This is a genomic window from Actinoplanes sp. NPDC049118 (assembly GCF_040648555.1).
Taxonomy (GTDB): domain Bacteria; phylum Actinomycetota; class Actinomycetes; order Mycobacteriales; family Micromonosporaceae; genus Actinoplanes.
In genome coordinates, this window is the sequence record NZ_JBEZDY010000001.1 from 481,348 (window position 1) to 495,022 (window position 13,675).

Genomic DNA, 13,675 nt, shown 5'->3' on the forward strand with positions numbered 1-13,675 from the left:
TTAGGGTCGGCTAACCTAACTGTCCAGGGGTAGTTCGGGCCGCGGGAGCGCGGCACGCCACGTCGGGACGGGAGAGCCATGTTCGATCATTTCGCGTGGTCGGTGGTGGTCGTCCCGCCGCTGATCGTGCTGTTGGCGCTCCTGCTCTCGGACCGGCTGGCACCCGGCCCCGCGGCCGTGACGCTGGCGTGGTCCGCGGCCGGCGCCGCGGTGGCGGCCCTGGTGAACCTCGCGCTGTTCGCGGTCAAGGCCGTCGCGGAACTCCCGGCGATCGCCGGGCTCCTCGGGTGGTCGCACGACGTGGTGGCCCGGGACACCGCGCAGGTGCCGTGGGTGTCGTGGCTCTCGCTCGGCTGGCTGGTCCTCGCGCTCGCCGCGGTCTCCCGGCATCGGCTGGCCCGCAGGCGGGCACTTCGTTTCGTCGCCGCCCTCGCCCGGCCGCCGGCCGGGCAGCAGGTCGTGGTGGTGGCCGACCCGGCGGTGGACGCCTACAGCATCCCCGGCTCGCCGGGCCGCATCGTCGTCACCTCAGGCATGCGGGACCTGCTCGACGACGAGCGGTACGCCGCGATGCTGGCCCACGAGCGCGCGCACCTGACCGGGCGGCATCACCGCCTGGTCGAGCTGGCGCAGCTGGCCGGTGCCGTGCATCCGGCGCTGTGGTGGGTCGCCGGTCAGGTCGACTACCTGGTGGAACGCGCTGCCGACGAGCATGCGGCGGCGGCTGTCGGCAGCCGCCGGGTCGTGGCGCACGCGATCGGCGTCGCCGCCGTCGCCAGGGGCGGCGGGCGCCCCGTGGCGGACGGGCTGCACATCGCGGTACGGCCGGGTGTGGTGCCCCGCCGGGTCGCGGCACTGCTGCGACCCCGGGCGCGCCGGATCCCGGCATGGATGCGGCTGCTGCCGGCCACGCTTGCACTCTCGTCGCTCGTCTGGACCGGTGAGGCCGCCTACGACCTGCTGGAACTGCTGCACGCGGCGCGACTCTCGCGGCCCTGACCCGGGCCCGGGCCATGCTAACTTTTACGGCTTGTAGAAGGTCATGGCCGACGGGTAGGGGTGTCTGCGCTGATGACGGCTGCAATGGGCGACATCCTGCTGGTGCTCCTCAGCCGCGAACCGCGCAGCGTCCTCGATCTGCAGCAGGGCTACACCGACATCTTCGGCGACAGGGCGGTGCCGGACGTGATCCGGATCGTCGCCACGCTGACCCGGCTGGAGCGCGGCGGCTTCGTGCGGACGGTCGCCTGGAGTCCGGGGTCCCGGAGCGCGGCGCGGCGCGTCGTCGCACTGACTCCCGCCGGACAGCAGCGCCAGCGGGCCTGGCTGCTCGACCCGCCGCCGGACGTCGACCGGTCGGAGGTCTATGCGCGGGCCATGCTGGCCGTCGCCTACGCCGACCGGGCCACATTCGACGGTGCGATCGGCGCCTGCCGCAGGGTCGTCGACCGTCAGCGGTCCGCGATCGAGGACCGTCCCGGCGCCGTCGACGCGGCCGGATCGGTCAAGGGCGCCCGCGCGTCGTTCGAGGTCGCCGCCCTGAGCTCGCTCGGCAGCTGGCTCTACCACCTGCGCGGGGTCACCCGGGACCGCGACGCGCCGCCGTGACCGCGCGCCCGGTACCGCGCGCCACGTCCACCGGGACCGTCGACGCGCGGCTATGCTGCCGGGGTGCCGTCCGAAGAGGAGACCTTCCCGCGCCGACCGGCCGGCGCACTCGAATCCGAGGTGCTGCGAGTCCTCGTCGCCGCGGCCGAGCCGCTCACCCCGCGCGACGTCCTCGCCCGGCTGTCATCGCCGTTGTCGTACAGCACGGTGGTGACGATCCTGACCCGCATGCACGACAAGGGGATGGCGGCCCGCCACCGGGACGGGCGCGCGTTCCGGTACGCGCCGCTCACCGATGAGGCCTCCGTGGCCGCCCAGCGGATGAATGCCGCGCTCGGCACCGGCACCGACCGGGCCACGGTGCTGCGCCGGTTCGTGGCCGCGCTGAAACCGGGCGACGAGGAGCTCCTGCGCCGGCTGCTCAGCGACGACACGTAACGCCACGTGCGGTCGGCGACCCGGCGAACGGCGGTCGAATTTCAGATGCTCAGATCGGCGTAGAGCGCTCCGTGGTCTGATGCCTGGGTGGTGTGCGACGTGACACTCGGGAACGGCTCGATCGAGCGGGGCGCCCAGATACCGCGCCGTTCGACGCCGACCGCCCGGACGTGCTGCCACAGGCCGGGCGAGAGCATCAGATAGTCCAGCTTCTGGTTCGCCGACCTGCCCGACTTGTACGTGCCGGGCGGCCCGTCGTACGCGTCGTGGCTCATCGAGTCGCGCAGCCCGGCCGCGGTGAGCAGCCGAATCGGCGCGCTGTCCGCGCTGTCGTTCAGGTCACCGGCGACGATCACGTGCGCCGACCGCTCGCAGGCCGCCGTGTAGATCTCGGCGACCCGGGTGGCCTGGCCTTCACAGGATGTCAGCCTGTTTTTCCCTCAAGTCCCGCCGACGGCGACCCGGCCCGCACCTCGGGGCCGATGGCGCGGTGCCCCGAGCACCGGCATCATCGCCGGGTGCAAGCAGCGAGGCCCGCCGGGTCCGCTCGTCCCGGAGATCGGAGCGTCGTGCTCGCGCGTGTCCTGCGTCGCCTGACGGCCGCCGCCGTCGGCCTGCTCCTGGCCGCGCAGCCGGCCGGCGCGTACCCGGTCGGCGACGCCGACGCGTACGCGTTCCTCAGCCGGCGCAGCGGTCACGACCTCATCGCCCGCTGGAACCCCTGCGAGGTGATCAACTATCGGGTGAACCCGGCCGACGCCCCTGAGGGCTCGCTCATCGAGGTCAAGCTCGCCGTCGCCCGGATCGCCCGCGCCACCGGCCTGACGCTGCGCTACGCGGGCACCACCGGCGTCGTACCCGGCCGCAGCCCAATCGACTATCCGAGCGGCACGCACCTCATCGTCGCCTGGGTCGTACCGGGCGACGACACACCGTCGTTGCGCGCGGACGCCGACATCGCCGGCATCGGCGGCGCCACGTACTTCCCGGGCCACACCGAATCCGGCGCAGACGCCCTCGTCATCGACAGGGGCATGGTCCTGCTCGATGCCACGAGAACCGCCACCATGGCGCGGGGCTTCGGCGCGGCGCCCGGCGGAACCACCGGCGGGCTCCTGCTGCACGAGCTCGGGCACGCCGTCGGCCTGGCCCATCCGCTGATCGACGACGCCGGCGAGATCATGTACCCGCGCCTGACGACCGGGTCCGCCGACTGGGGCGCGGGCGACCTCGCCGGGCTGCACGCGGTCGGCGCATCCGGCGGATGCGTGCGGATCGACCCGGACCGCCGCCTCGAGTTTCTCCTCGCCCAGCCGGCGTAGCGGGTACGAGGGCGGCCCGGCGTGGTTGGGTGCAGGTATGACCTCCGATTCGGTGTCGCGGCGACTGTGGTCGTTGTTCGAGCCCCTGCACGCCGCCGTCTACTTCGATCCGGCGGCGCGGGCCACCTTCGAGGCCGCCGGGCTGCGCGGATATTGGCGGGGCTACTTCGCGTCCCGGGCGGCGCCGCTCGGCGCGGTCGGTGCGGGGCCGGTCACCGCCGCGTTCTTCGGGTTCGCGCCCGCGATGGTGGCCAGGGCGGTGCCGGACGTGTGGAGCCGCGCGAGCCCCGCCGCCGTTCTGGCCGCGCGGGCGGACGGGGCCCGGGCCGCGCTGGCGGGCCTGCTGGCCGACGTGCCGCAGTCACAGGTGGCCGAGGCGGCCGAGTCGTTGTCGGCCGCGGCCCGGGCGGTGGAACTGCCCGGCCGGATACTGGCCGCCGCCAACGCCGACCTGCCCTGGCCGGACGACCCGCCCGGGCGGCTGTGGCACGCCGCGACGATCCTGCGCGAGCAGCGCGGCGACGGTCACGTCGCGGCGTTGCTGACCGCGGGCGTCGACGGCTGCGAGTCGGTGGTCTGGCGGTCGGCGCTGGAGGGCGGCGCGCTGCGCGCGACGATGCAGCCGGCCCGCGGCTGGACCGACGAGCAGTGGCAGGCGGCGGCGCGGCGCCTGACCGACCGCGGCTACCTCACCGCCGACGGCGCGGCCACCGCGGCGGGGCGGACCGCGTACGCCGAGGTCGAGGCGGTGACCGACCGGCTGGCGGCCGGGGCCTGGCAGCGGCTCGGGGACGACGAGACCCGGCGCTGTGCCCGGCTGCTCGCGCCCCTGGCCGCATGCGTCTGGACCGTGCTGCCCGCGGACAACCCGATCCCGCTGCGGCCGCCCGCGGAGGCCTCGCCGGCGCGATGACGGGATTCCGGGGCCGGCCTCGGGTTTGCCCGGCCTGGTGCCGGGTAGCCCGATCGGCATGTCCGGGCTGCTGCGGTACCTCCTGCTGGGCGCGGTCACCGGCGGCCGGAGCATGACCGGCCCGGCCGTCGTGGCCCTCACCGGACCCGGCCCGGCCGGTACGCGGGCCCGCCGGCTGGTCGTGCTCGCGGCGGGCGCCGAGATCGTGGTCGACAAGCTTCCCGGCGTGCCCAGCCGGACGGCGCCGCCGGCGCTGGCCGTGCGCCTGGTCCTGGCCGGCGTCTGCGCCGCCGCGCTGGCCCGGCGCGGCGGCACCGGGGCGGTCGTGCCCGTCCTGACCGCCGCGTCCGGAGCGCTGGCCGGCAGCTTCGCCGGCGCGCGGTGGCGGGCCTGGGCAGGCGGGCGCGCGATGCCGGCCCTCGCCGCCGCGTTGCTCGAGGACCTCGCGGTCATCGGCACCGCGGCGGTCGTGTCCCGGCACACTTTCGGGTACGGCCCGAGGCGAGTGGAGTCCCCGCGTCCGGGCGGCCGGTAGCGTTCATGGCTCGCGCGAGAAAGGCCGTCGATGGACGTGACCGACGAGCCGACCTGGCTGCGGGTGTTCAGCACGGTGTTGCTGCGGGCGCACCTGTGGCAGGCCGATCAGATCGCCGAGACGATCGACGCCAGCATGACGGAGCTGGGCATCACTCCCACCGTCTACCTCGTCGACCATGAGCAGCGCGCGCTGCACGCCCTGACACCGGCGGGCCGGCCGCGGCCGGCGCCGGTGCCGGTGGACGGCTCGGTCGCCGGCCGGGCGTTCGCGCAGATCCGGTCCCTGGCCGCCGCCGGCGACGACGACCGGCGGCGATGGTGGGTGCCGATGATCGACGGCACCACCCGGATCGGCGTGATCGACTTCCTGCTGCCCGCCGGACCGGACCCGGGCAGCCCCGTGCTGCAACAGCGGTGCGAGCTGTTCGCCGGGCTGATCGGTCATCTGATCATCACGACCGTCCCGCGCGGGGACCACCTGTCGCTGGCGCGCCGGACCCGGTCGATGTCGGTCGCCTCCGAGCTGCTGCTGCAGCCGTTGACGATCGCCTGTGACCGCGCCGCGGTCAGCGCGATGCTGCAGCCGTGTTACGACGTCGGCGGCGACGGCTACGACTACGCCGTCGACGCGGACCTGGCCCGGCTCAGCATTCTCGACGGCGTCGGGAGAGGGCTGCGGGCGGGCCTGGCGACCGCGGTCGCGCTGGCCGCGCTGCGCGCCGCCCGCCGCGACGGCCGGGATCTGGTCGGCCAGGCGCGGACGGCGGACGCCGCCCTCGGCGAACAGTTCACCGATGCCCGCTTCGTCACCGCGGTGCTCGCCGAGCTCGACCTGGACACCGGCGTGCTGAGGCTGCTCAGCGCCGGGCACCCGGCGCCGCTGCTGCTGCGCGCGGGGCGGGTGGTCGGCGAGCTCGAGGGCGGCCGGCGTACCCCGCTGGGCGTCGCCGACCCGCACGGGCGACCCGCCGAGCACCGCCTGGAGCCCGGCGACCAGGTCCTGCTGTTCACCGACGGGATCACCGAGGCCCGTGACGCCACCGGGGAACAGTTCGGGGTGCACCGGCTGGCCGAGCTGGCCGGGCAGCACGCGGCCGCCGGGCTGCCCGCGCCGGAGACCGTGCGGCGGCTGTCGCACGCGGTCATCGAGCATCAGCACGGGCCCCCGGCCGACGACGCGACGTTGCTGCTGGCCGAATGGTCACCGGCCGCCGCCCGGCGCATGATCCCCCTGAACCCCTGAGCCGCGTCTGTGGCGGGTGGGGCATCGGCCACTAGGCTGCTGGCATGTTCCGCTGGGGGTGCGGATGAGCGCGGGCACGCCGGACGCCGTGCCTGCGGATCTGCGTGCCCTGCTGGAGGCCGACCCGCACGGGTGCGCGCTGGCGACGGCGGTGCGGGCCGGCGACGGCGCCATCGTGGACTTCACGCTGGACTACCTCAACGAGGCCGGCAGCCGCTTCCTGGAGCGCCCGGCGGCCGAGCTGATCGGCAGGACGTACCGCCAGTTGTGGCCGGAGACCGTCACCGACGGCTCGCTGGAGCTGTACCGGCGGGTGGTACGCGACCGGGTACCGGCGGTGCGGACCGTGTACTACGACCGGGCGAGCGTCTCGGGCCACTTCGAGTTCCGGGTGGTGCCGTACGGCGACGGCTTCGTGGCCCGCTTCGTCGACCTGACCAAGCTGACGCTCGGCTCACAGACCGAGGGCGGTACCCGCCTCTACGACGCGCTGGACGCGGCCTTCGACGGCTTCGCGCTGCTGCGTGCCGTCCGCGACGACACCGGCGCGATAGTGGACTTCACCCGTGAGTGGGTCAACCAGATCGGCGCCAAGCTCGCCGGGCGCATCGTCGAGGACCTCCTCGGGCGCGGCATCGTCGAGCATCCGGCGAGCCCCTCGGACCTCGAGCTGTTCCCGCACCTGCGCACGGTGGCCGAGACCGGCGACACCTGGCACCTGCAGCTCACCGTGCCGGGCACGACCCAGGTGTGGGAGCTCAAGGCCGCCCGGGTCGACGCCGACGCCGTCGCCGTCTCGTACCGCGACATCACCGAACAGGTCGATCAGCGGCGCCAGCTCGAACAGAGCGTGGACCGGGCGCGCGTGGCGGCCGACCGGACCAACGCGTTGCAGACGGTCACCGCGGCGCTGGCCGCCGCCGGTACGCCGGAGGAGGTCTACCTCGCCATGGGCGCGGTCGTGCGTCCCACGGCCGGGGGACAGGGCGTCGCGGTCCTGCTCGCCGAACAGGGCCGCCTGGTGCTGAGTTACCACGCCGGCTACGAGGACCATGTCGTGCGGCAGCTGCGTGAGGTGCCCCTGTCCCACCCGTACCCGGCCACCGGCGTCGCGCGTACCGGAGAGCCGCGGTATCTGAGCTCGCCGGAGGAGTTCGCGGCCGCGCAACCCGATCCGGCGTCCGCCGTCTCCGGCGGCGGCCGGGCGGCGTGGGCGTTCCTCCCGCTGAGCTCGGCCGGGCAGATCCTCGGCACGCTGGTGATCGGCTACCGGGAGCCGCGCGACTTCGACGACGACGAGCGCGCCAACCTCGTGGCGTTCAGCCGCACCGCCGCGCAGGCGTTGCAACGTGCCCTGCTGTACGAGGCTCAGCTGTCCATCGCGGCGGACCTCCAGCGGGCCCTGCTGCCCGCGGTCCTGCCCACCCTGCCCGGCGCCCGGCATGCCGTGCGCTACCTGCCCTGGACGCAGGGCTCCGAGGTCGGCGGCGACTGGTACGACGTCATCCAGATCAGCGCCGACCGGGCCGCCCTGGTGATTGGCGACGTCGCGGGCCACAGCCCGCAGGCCGCCGCCACGATGGGGCAGCTGCGCAGCGCCCTGCGCGCGTACGCCGCCGACGGCTACCCGCCCGCCGACGTCATCCGCCGCGCCAACGAGCACCTCCTGCGCTACGAGCCGCTGGCCATGGCCACCTGCTGCTACCTCGAACTCCACCTGCGTGACGGCACCGCAACCGTGGTCCTCGCGGGTCACCCGCCGCCGATCCTGAGCACCGGGGGCCACGCCGCGCCGCTGGAGGTGAGGCCCGGACCCCCGCTCGGCACCCGCCGCGCGAGCTACCACGACCACACCGTCGCGCTGCCCGCCGGCTGCGGCCTGGTGCTGTACACCGACGGCCTGATCGAGGACCGCCGGTACACCGTCGACCGGGGCCTGTCGGAGCTCTGCCTGGCGATCCAGGCCGCGCCGGGACTCGACCCGGAGGAGCTAGTCGAACACATCCTGCGCACCGGCGTCGGCCCGAACCCCCGCCGCGACGACGTGGCCATCCTCGTGGTCACCGTCGACGATCCCGGCCAGGCGGGGCGGTCGCCGGGTTGAACCCGCCGCCCGATTCGCGGTGGTGATCCGTCTGCCGCACACTGGCAGACGTGCCCGCCCCCCGAACCGCCGTAGTCGTCAACCCCGTCAAGGTCCCCGACCCCGAGCTGCTGCGCCGGACCATCCGCGCGGGTCTGGCCGGCGCCGGCTGGCCCGAGCCGGAGTGGTTCGAGACCACCGTGGAGGACTCCGGCGCGGGCCAGGCCGCCAAGGCGGCCGAGAACGGCGCGGAGCTCGTCTTCGTGTGCGGCGGCGACGGCACCGTCATGGCGTGCGTCACCGCGCTGGCCGGCACCGACGTCGCGCTTGCGGTGCTGCCCGCCGGCACGGGCAACCTGCTCGCCGCCAACCTCGGCCTCACCGGCGACCTGGCCACCGCCGTCGAGGTCGCGCTGGCGGGCGGCCGGCGCCGCATCGACGTCGGCGTCGTCGGCGACCGGTGCTTCGCGGTGATGGCCGGGATGGGCTTCGACGCCCAGATGCTGCAGGGCACCTCCGAGGCCGCCAAGAAGCGGGTCGGCTGGCTCGCCTACCTCGCCGGTGCCGCGAAACACCTGCGGGACCGCCCGATGCGGGTCACCATCTCGTTGGACGGCGGCAAGCCGATGCGCCGCCGGCCGCGCACCGTGATCGTCGGCAACGTGGGACGGCTGCAGGGCGGCGTCCGGCTGCTCGGCGACGCCGACCCGGCCGACGGCCGGCTGGACGTCGCCGTGCTCAGCCCGGGCTCGTTGCTGCACTGGGCCGCCCTCGCGTGGGCCGTCCTGCGGCGCCGGCCGCGGGTGCCGTCGATGGAGACGTACACGGCCGAGCGGGTCGAGATCCGCGGCGGGCGCCCGCAACCGCGCCAGCTCGACGGCGACCTCATCGAGCCCGGCACCGGCCTGTCGGTGTCGGTCCGGCACCGGGCGCTGTTGCTGTGCGTGCCGCAGCCCGACGGCGACCCCGACCTGGCGTACGACGTCGATGCCGCCCGCCGGGCGGCGCAGGACGTCCGCGCGGCCGCCGAGGAGACCCGGTGAATCCCGGCCCGGCCCCGGCGGCCGAGGCCGGTCAGCCCTTCGACTCGCGGGGGTCGCGGCTGCGGGGGTAGGTGTGGCGCTCGCCGATCCTGCCGTCCTCGTTGTGGATGACGTGTTCGACCTCGCGGTCGCTCGCCATCTCCCGGCCCTCGGCCTGGGCCTCCTGTTTGGTGTCGGCGCTGTTCGAGGCGCGCTCGTTGCCCTCCGCCTTGTTGACCCACTTGTCGCCCTGCGTGTTGGTGTGGATGTCACCCTGTGCCATGCGGCCCTCCTCGGGTCGTATCTGGTTCGTCTCCGGGCTAGTGCCTCTATCGAGGTACGACGAAACCCGACGGGCCACCGTCTTCGTATCGAACGGGATCCTGGGTACCAGGAGGCGGTGCTGGTGTTGAAGGCGGCGTTCCGACCGCTGCGGGGGCGTGACGTGGCGCTGCGCGCGGCCGCGGTCACGTTCTACGCCGGGATCGCGGTGGTGCCGATCGCGCTGCTGGCCATCTGGGTGACCGGTCTGGTCGTGGGCGCCGACCGGGTGCGCCGGCTCACCGGGCACACCGTCGCGGCGCTGCCCTCCGACCTCGGCGCGCCGCGCGCGCTCGCCGCGCTGATCGAGGCGGGCCTGGCGATGACGCCGCTGCTCGCCCTGGCCAGCCTCCTGCCGGCCACGTTCTACGGCGAGGGCCTGCGGCGGGCGTTCGTCTCGCTCCGCGAGCCGGAGGGCCAGGACACGGCGGTGGGCTGGAAGGGCCGGCTGCTCTGGCTGCCGCTGCTCGCGGCGGCGCCGGCGTTGCTACTGGCGATGTTCCTCGCGCTCCCCGCGACGGCCGCCCTGTGGGTACGCGGCGGGTGGTCCGCGGTGACGGCCGTCGTCGTCTCCTTCCTCGCCTGCTGGCTGCTGCTCACCCCGGTCGTGATCTGGGTGTACCGGTACGTCGCGCCCGGCCGTCCGGACTGGCTGGTGACCGTGCTGATCGGCTCGTTCACGGCCGCGAACCTGGCCGGCTTCCTGCACGGTTTCGTGCTGTTCTGCTCGCTGCCGCTCGACCTGGGCGTCCCGTTCGGTGGTTTCGACCAGATCGGCGGCATGGTCGCGATCGGCCTGTGGCTCTACCTGCTGCACCTGGTCCTGCTGGCCGGCTACGCGGCGACCTGGAGTGCTCACGCCGCGCGGCGTGAGCACGGTCAGCGGTGATCGCCTGCCCGGCGGGGTTTGGCCGCCCCGATCCCGGGAATGCGGGGCAGATGCGCATGATGACCCGGCTGGAGGAGGCGCGCTCCCTCGATCCGGTCAGCGACCGGCTCCAGGCGGCGGTACAGGCAGTGGCCAGGCCCCGGCTCCTGCGGGACCTGTTGCACGGCACCTGGCTCGGGCATTCCCTGCACCCGGTGCTCGTGCAGCTTCCGGTCGGCTCCTTCGTGTCGGCGGCCGTCCTCGATCTGCTGCCCGGCCGGCGGCGCGCGGCCACCACGCTGATCGCGGTCGGCACCGCCGCGGTCGCGCCGGCGGTCGCCGCCGGCCTGCTCGACTGGTCCCAGCTGACCCGGGACCGGCGCCGGGTCGGTCTCGTGCACGCGGGCGCCAACGCGGTGGCGACCGGCCTCTACGCGGCCTCGCTCTTCGCCCGCCTGCGCGGGCGGACCGCCCGCGGCAAGGCCCTCGGCTTCGCCGGCCTGTCGGTGGCCGGCCTGGGCGCCTACCTGGGCGGTCATCTCTCGTACGCGCTGAGCGCCGGCGTCAACCAGGCCGCGCCCGAGATCGCCCGGATCCCGCAGGAGTGGACGCCGGTCGGTTCGCTGGCGTCCCTGCCCGACGGCAGCCCGGCGGTGCGTACCGTCGCGGACGTGTCGGTGCTGGTCTACCGCCGCGGCGATCGGGTGTCGGCGCTGATCGAGCGCTGCGGACACGAGACCGGTCCGCTGGGCAAGGGCGAGGTGACCGGCTCGGGCGCCGACGCGTGCGTGGTCTGCCCGTGGCACGGCAGCGTGTTCCGGCTGGCCGACGGCGCCGTCGTGCACGGCCCGGCGGCCAGCGACCAGCCGGTGCTGCGCGCCCGGGTGCGCGACGGCATGGTCGAACTCTGCCGGCCCTGATCGGCCGGCCCGTGCTTCAGGAGGTCTCGCCGTCGCCGGTGCGCGGTGGCGGCCGGCGGATCCGCTCGGTGTGTGCGGTGATGATGTCGATCTGTGCGGCCAGGTCGGGGTGGTGCAGCAGATGGTGGTGCGCCGCTGCGAGCAGCGCGGGCAGGGCGGACGCGTCGGCGTCGCCGAGGGCATGGTGCAGTCGCGCGAGGGCTCCCGTGGCGGATTGGCCGAGGTCGGTCAGGGCGGAGACCTGACCGGCGAGCCGGCGCAGGTCGGCGGTGTTGTCGTTGGCCCACTGCGCGACGGCGCGGTGCGCGGCGCGGCGGTCGCGTTCGGCCTGCACGCGGGCGTCGCGGGTGTCGCCCGGGCGATCCGTGGCGGCGGAGGCGCCGCGCAGGTAGCGGCGTTCGGCGGCCTGGCGGCTGGCCACTCCGAGCGCGGGCGCCAGGGCCTGCCAGGAGACCCCGGCGGCGCGGGCGGCGGCGATCAGGGCCGGCTCGAGGCCGGCGAGTTCGGCCTGTGCCCAGCGCAGCAGCACCAGGGCGTCGAGCAGCTCGGGCGCGGTCACCGGTGTGCCGCCCGGCCGTCCGGCCGCCTGCGCGGTGGCGGCGATCGCGGCGACGGCCACGGCGAGTTCCCGGCTCTCGGGCATCGGTGCCCCTCTCGCTCAAAACGTCATCGTTCTGATGACGGACCACTTGTCATCGGAACGATGACGTGTTAGAAAGACGGTATCGCGCATTGACCGCCAAGTCGAGACCGCAGGAGGTGGGAACCATGTTGATGCGCAGCGAACCCTTCACCGAGGTCAACCGGCTCGCCCAGCAGCTGTTCGGCGCCACGGCCACCGGGACCTGGTCACGTCCGACGGCGATGCCCGTCGACGCGTTCCGCAACGGCGACGAGTTCGTGATCGCGTTCGACCTGCCGGGTGTGGACGCCGACGCGATCGACATCGATGTGGAACGCAACGTGCTGACCGTGCGCGCCGAGCGCCGCCCCATCGACCTGGGCGAGCAGTCGACGGTCCAGCTGGCCGAGCGGCCGCTGGGTGTGTTCTCCCGGCAGCTGTTCCTCGGCGACGCCCTGGACACCGGCCAGATCGACGCCGCATACGACAACGGCGTCCTGGTCCTGCGGATTCCGATCGCGGAGAAGGCCAAGCCCCGCAAGATCACTGTGGCCGGTCGTCAGCAGGCCGACCAGAAGGTGATCACCGGCTGACCCGGCGGTTCGCCGGGTCGGCCCTCCTCCGAACCGGATGTGGCGGGTGGTGGCCGGCATGAGCATCAGTCCTACGGCACAGGCGGGTACCGCGTTGTCCCCGGAATGGGACCGCGGTGTCGACGAGGCGTTCGCCGAGATCGTCAGCGGCGACCGCGATCTGGTCCGTGCCGAGTTCGAAGCCATCGTCGGCGCGGCCTTCGACGAGCCGCCCGAGCCGCCGGCACCACCCGCCCCGTCCGCCGTCCAGCCGGCACCGCCACCACACCCGCGACCGATCCCCGGGGTGGCGACGCCGGCACGGACCGCCTGCCGCCGGACCGGCGCCGGCGGCAACCTACCGCGATCGCCGCCGAGGCGATGACCGTCGTCGCGCGCCGCGTCCGGGGCCCGTGTCAGGATCACCTGACCCGGGCCCCGGACGACGCGCCGCCGAGGCTAGCCCTCGACGCCGGTGGCGCCGTGTGGGGTGCCGACCGGCTTGGACTGCGGTGAGCCGCGCTGCCGCAGATAGATCGACAGGATCGCGATCGAGGCCACGGCCAGCATCTCGGACTTCCAGTTCTGCATGGTGCGGTTCCAGAAGTCCGGCGCGGTCAGATACCGCGCCCACGAGACCGGATCCTCGAGATCGCTGGCCGCCGCTCGTTGTAGGCGGCGACGCCGGCGATCGACTGGGCCAGCCAGGAGAGCAGGAAGATCAGGCCCATGACCAGGCCGAGGGAGTTCGAGAAGAGCCACAGCCGGGTCCCGCGGGCGCGGGCCCACGGCGGGGAGTCCTCGTCGGCGTACGCGCCGATCTTCTGATCCCGGTCGGTCTCGAGCCCGGTCCTGTCGAGTGGTTTCGACTCGGGCGAGCCGCGCTGCAGCAGCCAGACCGTGAGGAAGGTGTAGAGGAGGAACTGCAGATACTCGGACTGCCAGTTCTCCGCCACGTCCACGCCGAAGCTGGCCGAGGTGAGGTAGCGGGCCAGCGGGATCGGTTCGAGGCCCTCGGTGAGCTGCTGCTGGTTGTAGTCGGCGTGCCCGGCGATCGCCTGCCCGGCCAGGGTGATCACGAACAGCGCGCCGAAGACCAGCCCGAGCGAGTTGTCGCGGATCCGGCGCCTCATCGGTGCAACACCCCGAGCGTGATCACGTAGGCCAGTCCGGCGCCGACCACCAGCAGCAACAGCACGAACATCG

16 protein-coding genes and 1 pseudogene are annotated in these 13,675 nt (G+C 74.3%); 13 read left to right on the plus strand and 4 right to left on the minus strand.

Features of this window, described 5'->3' with window-relative positions; all coding sequences use genetic code 11:
* The first annotated feature begins 78 nt into the window (after nucleotides 1–78).
* From AB0B58_RS02205 to AB0B58_RS02215, 3 genes are all read left to right on the plus strand, one after another.
* Nucleotides 79–999: a M48 family metalloprotease gene (locus tag AB0B58_RS02205; RefSeq protein ID WP_360216012.1), complete on the plus strand. Its 921-nt coding sequence runs from the start codon at nucleotides 79–81 to the stop codon at nucleotides 997–999.
* A gap of 72 nt (nucleotides 1,000–1,071) precedes the next feature.
* Nucleotides 1,072–1,608 carry a PadR family transcriptional regulator gene (locus AB0B58_RS02210; RefSeq protein WP_360216015.1) on the plus strand — a complete coding sequence of 179 codons (537 nt, stop codon included), beginning with the start codon at nucleotides 1,072–1,074 and terminating at the stop codon, nucleotides 1,606–1,608.
* A 63-nt stretch (nucleotides 1,609–1,671) separates the two neighbouring features.
* Complete coding sequence (locus tag AB0B58_RS02215) at nucleotides 1,672–2,046, plus strand: BlaI/MecI/CopY family transcriptional regulator (protein WP_360216018.1); 375 nt, start codon at nucleotides 1,672–1,674, stop codon at nucleotides 2,044–2,046.
* A gap of 41 nt (nucleotides 2,047–2,087) precedes the next feature.
* On the opposite strand, the gene AB0B58_RS02220 is transcribed toward AB0B58_RS02215, so the two are convergent.
* A complete protein-coding gene (locus tag AB0B58_RS02220) occupies nucleotides 2,088–2,474 on the minus strand; it encodes an endonuclease/exonuclease/phosphatase family protein (protein WP_360216242.1) in 387 nt (128 codons plus the stop codon).
* Nucleotides 2,475–2,615: 141 nt separating this feature from the next.
* On the opposite strand from AB0B58_RS02220, the gene AB0B58_RS02225 reads away from it, so the two are divergent.
* From AB0B58_RS02225 to AB0B58_RS02250, 6 genes are all read left to right on the plus strand, one after another.
* Nucleotides 2,616–3,368, plus strand: coding sequence for a hypothetical protein (locus AB0B58_RS02225; protein WP_360216021.1), 753 nt, complete (start codon nucleotides 2,616–2,618; stop codon nucleotides 3,366–3,368).
* Nucleotides 3,369–3,405: 37 nt separating this feature from the next.
* Complete coding sequence (locus AB0B58_RS02230; protein ID WP_360216024.1) at nucleotides 3,406–4,281, plus strand: SCO6745 family protein; 876 nt, start codon at nucleotides 3,406–3,408, stop codon at nucleotides 4,279–4,281.
* 58 nt (nucleotides 4,282–4,339) lie between these two features.
* Nucleotides 4,340–4,816, plus strand: a complete 477-nt coding sequence (locus AB0B58_RS02235; RefSeq protein ID WP_360216027.1) for a hypothetical protein — start codon at nucleotides 4,340–4,342, stop codon at nucleotides 4,814–4,816.
* A 30-nt stretch (nucleotides 4,817–4,846) separates the two neighbouring features.
* Nucleotides 4,847–6,061 (plus strand): PP2C family protein-serine/threonine phosphatase, encoded by a 1,215-nt coding sequence (locus AB0B58_RS02240; RefSeq protein ID WP_360216030.1) that lies wholly within the window; start codon nucleotides 4,847–4,849, stop codon nucleotides 6,059–6,061.
* Nucleotides 6,062–6,125: 64 nt separating this feature from the next.
* Nucleotides 6,126–8,165, plus strand: a complete 2,040-nt coding sequence (locus tag AB0B58_RS02245; protein ID WP_360216034.1) for a SpoIIE family protein phosphatase — start codon at nucleotides 6,126–6,128, stop codon at nucleotides 8,163–8,165.
* 50 nt (nucleotides 8,166–8,215) lie between these two features.
* Complete coding sequence (locus AB0B58_RS02250) at nucleotides 8,216–9,187, plus strand: diacylglycerol kinase family protein (RefSeq protein WP_360216037.1); 972 nt, start codon at nucleotides 8,216–8,218, stop codon at nucleotides 9,185–9,187.
* A gap of 31 nt (nucleotides 9,188–9,218) precedes the next feature.
* Here the strand turns inward: AB0B58_RS02250 and AB0B58_RS02255 are convergent, their stop codons facing one another.
* Nucleotides 9,219–9,449, minus strand: coding sequence for a DUF2188 domain-containing protein (locus AB0B58_RS02255; protein ID WP_360216040.1), 231 nt, complete (start codon nucleotides 9,447–9,449; stop codon nucleotides 9,219–9,221).
* Nucleotides 9,450–9,575: 126 nt separating this feature from the next.
* On the opposite strand from AB0B58_RS02255, the gene AB0B58_RS02260 reads away from it, so the two are divergent.
* Nucleotides 9,576–10,376: a YhjD/YihY/BrkB family envelope integrity protein gene (locus AB0B58_RS02260; RefSeq protein ID WP_360216245.1), complete on the plus strand. Its 801-nt coding sequence runs from the start codon at nucleotides 9,576–9,578 to the stop codon at nucleotides 10,374–10,376.
* Nucleotides 10,377–10,426: 50 nt separating this feature from the next.
* Nucleotides 10,427–11,275 carry a Rieske (2Fe-2S) protein gene (locus tag AB0B58_RS02265; protein WP_360216043.1) on the plus strand — a complete coding sequence of 283 codons (849 nt, stop codon included), beginning with the start codon at nucleotides 10,427–10,429 and terminating at the stop codon, nucleotides 11,273–11,275.
* Nucleotides 11,276–11,291: 16 nt separating this feature from the next.
* Here the strand turns inward: AB0B58_RS02265 and AB0B58_RS02270 are convergent, their stop codons facing one another.
* Nucleotides 11,292–11,918, minus strand: a complete 627-nt coding sequence (locus tag AB0B58_RS02270; RefSeq protein ID WP_360216046.1) for a hypothetical protein — start codon at nucleotides 11,916–11,918, stop codon at nucleotides 11,292–11,294.
* Nucleotides 11,919–12,043: 125 nt separating this feature from the next.
* On the opposite strand from AB0B58_RS02270, the gene AB0B58_RS02275 reads away from it, so the two are divergent.
* Nucleotides 12,044–12,490 (plus strand): Hsp20/alpha crystallin family protein, encoded by a 447-nt coding sequence (locus AB0B58_RS02275; protein WP_360216049.1) that lies wholly within the window; start codon nucleotides 12,044–12,046, stop codon nucleotides 12,488–12,490.
* Between the two features lie 58 nt (nucleotides 12,491–12,548).
* The gene (locus AB0B58_RS02280) at nucleotides 12,549–12,854 is read left to right on the plus strand and encodes a hypothetical protein (RefSeq protein WP_360216052.1); all 306 of its coding nucleotides are present in this window, start codon (nucleotides 12,549–12,551) and stop codon (nucleotides 12,852–12,854) included.
* A gap of 74 nt (nucleotides 12,855–12,928) precedes the next feature.
* Here the strand turns inward: AB0B58_RS02280 and AB0B58_RS02285 are convergent.
* Nucleotides 12,929–13,602: pseudogene (locus tag AB0B58_RS02285) on the minus strand (DUF6766 family protein).
* Nucleotides 13,603–13,675: the final 73 nt, after the last annotated feature.

Excerpts from the sequence above, each read along its gene's own strand:
- AB0B58_RS02240 (WP_360216030.1), top strand. The coding sequence starts at position 4,847 with ATGGACGTGACCGACGAGCCGACCTGGCTGCGGGTGTTCAGCACGGTG.
- AB0B58_RS02230 (WP_360216024.1), top strand. The coding sequence starts at position 3,406 with ATGACCTCCGATTCGGTGTCGCGGCGACTGTGGTCGTTGTTCGAGCCC.
- AB0B58_RS02210 (WP_360216015.1), top strand. The coding sequence starts at position 1,072 with ATGACGGCTGCAATGGGCGACATCCTGCTGGTGCTCCTCAGCCGCGAA.
- AB0B58_RS02270 (WP_360216046.1), bottom strand. The coding sequence starts at position 11,918 with ATGCCCGAGAGCCGGGAACTCGCCGTGGCCGTCGCCGCGATCGCCGCC.
- AB0B58_RS02255 (WP_360216040.1), bottom strand. The coding sequence starts at position 9,449 with ATGGCACAGGGTGACATCCACACCAACACGCAGGGCGACAAGTGGGTC.
- AB0B58_RS02205 (WP_360216012.1), top strand. The coding sequence starts at position 79 with ATGTTCGATCATTTCGCGTGGTCGGTGGTGGTCGTCCCGCCGCTGATC.
- AB0B58_RS02265 (WP_360216043.1), top strand. The coding sequence starts at position 10,427 with ATGCGCATGATGACCCGGCTGGAGGAGGCGCGCTCCCTCGATCCGGTC.
- AB0B58_RS02235 (WP_360216027.1), top strand. The coding sequence starts at position 4,340 with ATGTCCGGGCTGCTGCGGTACCTCCTGCTGGGCGCGGTCACCGGCGGC.
- AB0B58_RS02280 (WP_360216052.1), top strand. The coding sequence starts at position 12,549 with ATGAGCATCAGTCCTACGGCACAGGCGGGTACCGCGTTGTCCCCGGAA.
- AB0B58_RS02275 (WP_360216049.1), top strand. The coding sequence starts at position 12,044 with ATGTTGATGCGCAGCGAACCCTTCACCGAGGTCAACCGGCTCGCCCAG.
- AB0B58_RS02245 (WP_360216034.1), top strand. The coding sequence starts at position 6,126 with ATGAGCGCGGGCACGCCGGACGCCGTGCCTGCGGATCTGCGTGCCCTG.